We start from the raw sequence: 7,682 nt of genomic DNA on the forward strand, positions 1-7,682 counted from the left end.
AATCTTTTTAGAAATTTCAGTTTTATCATTCTCCATCTTATTTAAGCTTTCTGTAAGTGAATGATTCTTATTTTTAATTTCAGAAAGTCTTTCCATCATTTCTGAAAGCTTAATCTCTGATTCTTTTTTCTTTTCTTCCAGGTCTTTTAGCTGAATCTGATTATTCTGTTGCTTTATTTCAAGCTTTGAGATTTCATCCTTATATTGGTTTATATACTGATACCTGAACATCAATTCACGAATGTTATAGTTGCGAAGAATCTTTTCATATTCTGAAGTTTTCTGCTCTATTTCTTCAAGAAGATTCTTTCTTTCCTGAATCTGTTCGAACATTTGTTTTGCCTGTTCGTATAGTTTTCTCTGCTCCCTGAGCCGGTCAAGAGATTTTACTTCCGCTTCTGCAAAAACAGAAGTCTGTAGAAATTTATCTACATTTCTTTCAGGATCAAAAGCCATCATCTTAAGCAGCTTTTCTTTGTATTTTCTGTAATCCGTAGTTCGTATTCCTAACTGACGGGTTAGCTGTGGAATAGCCTTTTCACGGCCAAAAAAATCAGCCCCTTTCAGTGGGATGTTTTTGAATGTAAGGTTATTTTTTGATGTTACGGTAAGTTTTCCATTTTCAACAGAACTGAAATTAAAATCTTCTAATCTGCATTTTTCACGGATTATCCACTGGCTGATAGCTCTGTCACTTTCTGAACGAGATTCCATACAAACAGCAATTACATGATAATCAGAGATAAGGGGATCATAAAATTCCATGGCAATATAACTTGTAACATTTCCCGGTCGAAGATATCTGTCTGATCCGTTTGTCTTTCTATCACCATGAATATATGCAGTTACATTTCTTCCATTATCATCAGCTGCTTTATTAAACTGTGTGTTAGCAGTAATAAGATAACTCATTGCATCTAGGATTGTAGTTTTACCGGTTCCATTAACACCAGTAAATAAGGTAGAGCTTCCGAGAGAAATTATTTCATTTTGGAAACATGACCAGTTTATAAGGAGAAGTCGTTTTGCTGTTTTCCTATTATCCTTCATTATTCTTCATCCCCCATATCAATTCCTAAATCAAACGGATCTATTTCTGAATCTGTAGAATCAAAATCTTCTGGTTCATCAATCGTTGTTAAATCATCTTCGTTACCTTTCATTCTTTTTTCTGCATCTTTTACAAAAGAAACAAATTCACTTTCATTTAAGGCAAACTGTAACGAAGGATAAAGAATAATGGTAAAATCTTCATCACCAATTTCACCACTTGTTCCAATTAAGTTGAATTTACAAAACAACTTCAATATGTCATTTAATGGTCCTTTATCAAATGGCTTCTTATAGTCATATTTTTCAAGTTCTATATTTAAATCTGACAATGTAATTTTAATAACTTTATCCAATGAACCACGATGCAATCTGTCAGAAAGTAAAGTCCATAAACAGCAAAGAATAATACTTTCAATCTTCTTAAATCGGAATCTATTAACTGCAACAGATGCCGATATGTTTTCATTTACAATATTTGAAAGCATTACTACACCGGAATCTTTTTGAACTAAAATTTCAAAACCCATGAAAGAAAAATAATTAGAAAAGAAATCAGAGTTTTTTGATACAAAATAAAACATCTTACGGTTTTCTTCGTCTTTGTCACGAACAATAAATGTTTTCTTTAATAATATTCTGGCACATTTCTGGAAAAATTGTTTATCGCTGGAGGTAAATTCTGAATTCCAGTATTCATTAATTGATTCATTATTTGTCATTTTTTCTTGCCCTCCAGTGCTTGGTTATATAGTTTTCGCTTTCTATATAGGTACCATCTGTTTCTATTAAATATCCGTTTTCTTTTGCATAACTAACTGCAGCTAAAGATTTTAATATGTCTTCTTTATTTGAATAATTAAACTGACTGTTATCAATAATTTCATTTTGAATGAATAAATCATCCATGTATTTTTTCATCTGGTCCTTTGAATATGGATTAAGAGATTCCTGTTCAAGGATATATTTTTGCCGTTCAATTTCTTCCTGTGTTAATTCAAAATAATCGGATTCTGTATTATGCAAAATCTGCTGGCTCTTATGTGGATACATTACAGATGACTGATCAACATACTCATACTTTTGAATATTAAATAAATTTCCAAGCTCTTCTTTTTCTGAACTGTTTTCAGAAGAAATGAGAATTCGTAATGTTTGCTCAACTACACCCCGGATATCAAGTCCTTTGTTTCTGAGCATTCTTTCACGTGCAATTGCTATGTGAATATAAGTATTAATCTTCAGTTTGATATCATCCATTATTTTATTGTAGTCGTCATGAAGGAATTTCTTTGTGGAATCAATCATTTCATAAACTCTTTCTTCTGCTTCTATATTTGAAATCAGAATTTTATGGGCCTTTTCTTCTGCTAATAATTCTGTGCATAGCAAATTAAAATATTCAGGTTGCTTCATTTCATCTAGCTTGCGGGTAATAAAGTTTCTATAGATATGAATATTCTGCTGATGAACAAGTCTTGAATATTCTTTTATAAAATCTCCGTCACAATAACTGATAATATTTTCTGTAAGGCTCTCCAGACTTCCTTCATGATTCATTTTCTCGATAATCTTTTTTATAGAAGTTGAAAGCTTTTTAAGATCTGAAGAAAGAGCTTTTGCATCGGAAAAAGTAGGTTTTAGAATAAAGTTATATAGTTCCTGCTTATTTGCATATTCCTTTGAATTAAAACGGTTATAAATATTGAGAATGTAACTGGAAAACTCTGGCGTTGCCGGTCTTTTTAGTTTCTGTAAAAATTCTGCCAGAGCAATGCCATTATCAGTCATTAAAATATATTTTTCAAAAGTAGAATCATCCTGATCTTCTTCAAGCCAGCCGACGGAAATAAATTTTCTTAAAACAAAGTTAGCTTCATCATTTCCTGCATTTGCAGTGTTTTCTTCGTCAGACAAGTCTAGATGATTTTCTAATAAAAATGCAGCAAGTACATCCCTTAAATATGAGCGTTCAAGTCGATAAGAAATTTCTTTATCATATTGATTATGTATTAATTCCAGACAGTCAGCGTATACACGATTATTGCTTTTCCCAGCGAGACAATTAAAGAAATCTGATGGAATTATATCAAATACGTTCATATTTAATCACTAAGCTTAAAATCCGCAATTGGAATTATTGCTGTTAATTCGTCAGACGCGTCTGACGAATTTGAAGACTGTAAAATTGCTTTTTTTATTGCTTCTATTGCGGTTAAAAGTTCTAGGTTCATTTTATTCTCCATTCTCTACAATCTCCCAGTGTCCAGACTTGTCCGAACCAACACGCTGAATCGCGCCGATTTCCACTAATTTTGCCAAAGCTCGTGTTACCGTGGCCCGTGACATTCCGATTTTTTCAGCAATCTTTTCTTTTGATAAATTAGGATTATCAGCAATAACGGCAAGAACCAATTTTACAGGCTCATTTACAGGCTCATTTACAGGCTCATTTACAGGCTCATTTGCCTTGAACATCATCATAATATCATTTGGATGAACTGTATATTCCGGTTCGGCGATACCGTATTCTTTACAAAGATTGCAAATCTTTTCTATGCCACGGCCCCAGCTTTCTATAAAGCCCGCTCTAAAGAATGTATTTGCAATATCCGGGTTATGGGGAAGCGAACGATGTTTTTGCATTAAAGTGTCGGCTGTCCAGCTAGCAGGGAAAACACAGTCATTGCTGATATAAAGCTTATCCTTGTAAACACTGATTTGCACAGGCACGCCAACAGAAAAATCCTGATGAATGAGCGCATTAAACACCGCTTCTCGCACGGCATCTTTAGGGAAAGGATAATGTTCAATTCGAGTTATGTTGTCATAGGAGATTTCTGCGGTCAGATATTTTGTGTAAAGCAAATCTATAACGCGGTCTGCCTGAATCATAAGAGAACCATGAATTTCATCCTGATAACGCAAGTCTGCGTCAGTTTCAAAGAATCCGATTTTTACAAATGAACCTGTTATCCATTTTTCAGGATTTCGATGAAATAGCAAAACAGCTGCCCGCTTAAGCAAAGTCCCGTCAAGAAGATTCAGTTTCTCAAGCAAATCCTGATTCGAAAGCTTTAAGTCATCCTTACTCATTCTTCCGCTACGAATGGCTTCACGGTGGAAAATATCAAAGCTTTCTTTATCAAGGTCTTCAACGCCTACATTTTCAAGCGGAACAGAATCCCAGTTTTTACCTGTCTTACGCAAAAGAAAATTAGTCAGAGCCGAACCCTGCAAAAGCTGTTTTGTACTGCCGGTTCTATAGTGATATTCTCCCTTGTAATTCACTGGATAAGGATTTTCTTCAACAGTGATTTTTATAACATCAAGTCCGTTCTCAGTAATCAAATCAACATCAACAATCAATCCAAGCGCATCACGAACTTTATTCGGAATATCTTCCATAAGTTTCTTTGAATCTGCAACGCCACAAACAGAGCCGTCATCTCTCTTGCCGATGTAAAGCACACCGCCCTGAGCATTTGCAAAACCGCAAATCCATTTGAGATATTCATCGCGCCAAGATTCTTTGTATTCGATTAACTGGGATTCGGACATTTATAATTTCTCCTTTTCTGGGCGTTACCTGTCTTGCGGCAGGTCGGGCTTTCCGCACTTCCGCTATTCGCTCCATTCTCGCTATGCGAGAACGCCTTCGGCGTTGCTACAATCCCTAACGCTGAATATTCAGAAAACTTATTTCTGAAATTGTAATATTATAGTTTTTATTGCATCTATAGCTAAAATTGTTTCTTGTTCCATAAATCTACCTCTTAAGTTATTCAATTTTTTTTCGAATCGTCATTCCTTCCAAATCGGAAGAATATAATTGTTGTAATAAATTTAATTTATCCTTTCTAAAAAGAAGAACAGTTCCTTTACTCTTAGGTATTTCTATACCATCTCCTATATTTCCCAAATAGTCACTTTTCCATGTAATCATTTTTGTAATAATCTCTTTTTTCGAATCTACAGCATATAATCCATCAAATTTATTGGTATTTAAATGTAAATCCAGTTTTTCAATAATAAACGGTGCTAGAAAAAGAATACTTTGAGATTCCATATAATCATATACAGAAATTTTCGAGACAATATTTGTTTTTTCTTTCATTCTTTTATCATAATATTGATTAATATTAAAAATATAACTACAAAAAGAATCTTTTATCTCTGGAGAATAAACGAAATAATCACATGACAATGTTGTTTTCTGTTTGAAATTTTCACCAACTAGCTGTTTTTCTGAATATGCTAAAATTACCCATTTTTCATCAGAATAACTTTCAATGTCTTTAAATATTTCAATGTGTTTTTCGTCGTCAAAGTTGTCTAATACTGGTAAAAACGAAGGTCTTTTGTCTATGGCTCCACAAATCAGTCTAAGATTCTCCAATAAGAATGGAGGGAAAATATTATCATAGATGTTATAAAAGAAAATTAATTGATTATTTCCTTCCTTATTTATTATTTCGTAAATCGCATTAGATATTGCAACATTTGGAACAAGAACTTCGTCTGCTCTTAAATAAAAATCATCATTATACTTCTTTAGAAAAGTATCCCTTTTTATTTTAAATGAACTAAACAACCCAGCAAACGAAAAACCACTTCGTCCTAGAAATTCATACCTGATATTTATGTTTGAAAAAAAACGAATATCCTTTTCATCTCTTTGCAAAGTAATACCATCTTTAATAATTTGAAGATTACAGCCTAAATTGCATAATTCGCAAATAAGCAAATTTTCGTAATAATATTCTTTTGGGAATCCTTGCATTATGCTTGTTTTAAAAGAGTCTGTTATTAAATTCTGATTTATTTCACTTTTTACGATTTGTAATAAAATTGCACGGTGCATAGGCAACACCATAGCATCATGATGAAAAACATAGGCAATAGCATTCAATAATTCTTCTGGGTACTCGTTTGCCATGTAAATCAAGCTATAAATCGCAAATTGATTTTTCTCAACACCTAATCGATTGAATCTTGAGATTAAAATAAGTATAAAAACTTCTGGTGTAGAAAACTTTTCTATTTCGCTATAAACATGCATATCAAAAACATAATCATTAGAAACAGGAAGTTTCTTCTTGGTAATTTTATAAAGCAAATTGAATAGTTGAAAAACTTTAGTTATATCATAATTTAATTTTATGAGTGCCAGAATTAAATTACAAGACTGCCACAGAGGATATTCTGAATGCATAAGTCGTACTGCAAGAATCTCCCTTAAAGCTTTTAGCGTTTTTTCCCCATCAAGTTCATTTGCTGTATTTAGATATTTATAATCTGTCATAGTTTTTAAATATCCATCTGATTTATAAACAAAATAACCAACCAATAAAAATACTTTTAATTCTGTTGATTCTATCTTAAGTAAGATATTTTCTATTTTGCACTTTGGTGAAAAACTTATACTTTTAAAAAATGCTAATAATAATTCTTTTTGCTTTTGTATATCTAATGAAAGTAATAATTTTATAAAATCATCACAATCTTCATTATATAATGTTTCGTATGAAAAATAATTTATTGCATCAGAAAGTGAATTTGCAGAGAATTTCTCTCTTTCTTTTTTCAATGATGTATAATTTGAGTATTGCTCAGATTTTTCATCTTTTGCAGAAATATCAATATTAAACTCATTGAAGTATTTTTTTATTGTAGCATCTGAAAATCTGTAATTTTCTTCATTATGATTATTTCGAACAAAAGGTATACATTTTACCCATCTTCGATACATATCTCGTAATGAAATAGATACTTCATTAAAAAAATCCATTCCTTTTGATAAAAGTTTGTCACTGTCAATCAAAGGTGCTGTTAAACATAAAAGAAACCATTCATCATTCTTTAATAAATCATTAGTATTTTCAAGAAAGTATGACAAATATTCTTCAAAATACCCTGCTGGACATATTTTACTAAGACCATAAGTTGCTAAAAAGTTTAATGCATATTTATTTGAAATTTTGCAAAGTTGCCAAAACCAATCTACAGGACTGTTATTTGTATCTCTGCCATCTGTATGCATGATAATAGTTTTAGTCATTATGTATAAATCAAAAATCTGATTCTTTGTCACAAGACCAGTGTACTTTTCAGTTTCTGTTAGACAATCTAAAATTTCATAAATACTTATGTCTTTATGAAATCCATAACCCAGCATTGACTGAACTCCAAGTTTATAATAACGCTCAGCATCAAGTTTATTATTTTGTTTAAATAAAATAGTTGAATAATGAAAAAATAAATTGGCTAAATCCTGATAATAACCACTATATGACGAATCGTTTATTTCATGCTCAATTGAATTAAGGGAAAAGTCCTCCGGCAAAAAATCCAATACCAATTCAAGAAAATCTTCCTCAGTTAGAGGACCATTTTTTGAATTATCTAGGTATGTTGTCGTATTTGTCACTTTTATTAATAAATCCAAACATTTTCTAAGAGTGTCTTTATTTTTATTGCATAAAGCAAGACCTTTTCGAAAAGAAATATTTATATATTGAAGTTGTTTATACAAATCACAAGTTCTTGTAGCTCCTTTAAATGGCTCCAAATCTCTTACTAAATATGAAAAAGCAGTAATAATATCTTCTGACTTATCTCTTTGCGTATTT

6 protein-coding genes are annotated in these 7,682 nt (G+C 31.7%); all 6 read right to left on the reverse strand.

Annotated features, from left to right (window positions below; all coding sequences use genetic code 11):
* The coding region (locus ACKI5B_RS00115; protein ID WP_407424921.1) for an ATP-binding protein at positions 1-1,050 on the reverse strand (1,050 nt) is incomplete at its 3' end.
* A complete protein-coding gene (locus ACKI5B_RS00120) occupies positions 1,050-1,772 on the reverse strand; it encodes a DUF4194 domain-containing protein (RefSeq protein WP_407424922.1) in 723 nt (240 codons plus the stop codon). The genes ACKI5B_RS00115 and ACKI5B_RS00120, both read right to left, overlap by 1 nt.
* Positions 1,762-3,153, reverse strand: coding sequence for a Wadjet anti-phage system protein JetA family protein (locus ACKI5B_RS00125; RefSeq protein ID WP_407424923.1), 1,392 nt, complete (start codon positions 3,151-3,153; stop codon positions 1,762-1,764). The genes ACKI5B_RS00120 and ACKI5B_RS00125 overlap by 11 nt, the downstream gene beginning before the upstream one ends.
* Before the next feature lie 2 nt (positions 3,154-3,155).
* Positions 3,156-3,284, reverse strand: coding sequence for a hypothetical protein (locus ACKI5B_RS00130; protein ID WP_407424924.1), 129 nt, complete (start codon positions 3,282-3,284; stop codon positions 3,156-3,158).
* 1 nt (position 3,285) lies between these two features.
* Positions 3,286-4,611, reverse strand: coding sequence for an ATP-binding protein (locus ACKI5B_RS00135; protein WP_407424925.1), 1,326 nt, complete (start codon positions 4,609-4,611; stop codon positions 3,286-3,288).
* 220 nt (positions 4,612-4,831) lie between these two features.
* The coding region (locus ACKI5B_RS00140; RefSeq protein ID WP_407424926.1) for a hypothetical protein at positions 4,832-7,682 on the reverse strand (2,851 nt) is incomplete at its 5' end.

The organism is Treponema sp., assembly GCF_045657965.1.
Lineage (GTDB): Bacteria > Spirochaetota > Spirochaetia > Treponematales > Treponemataceae > Treponema_D.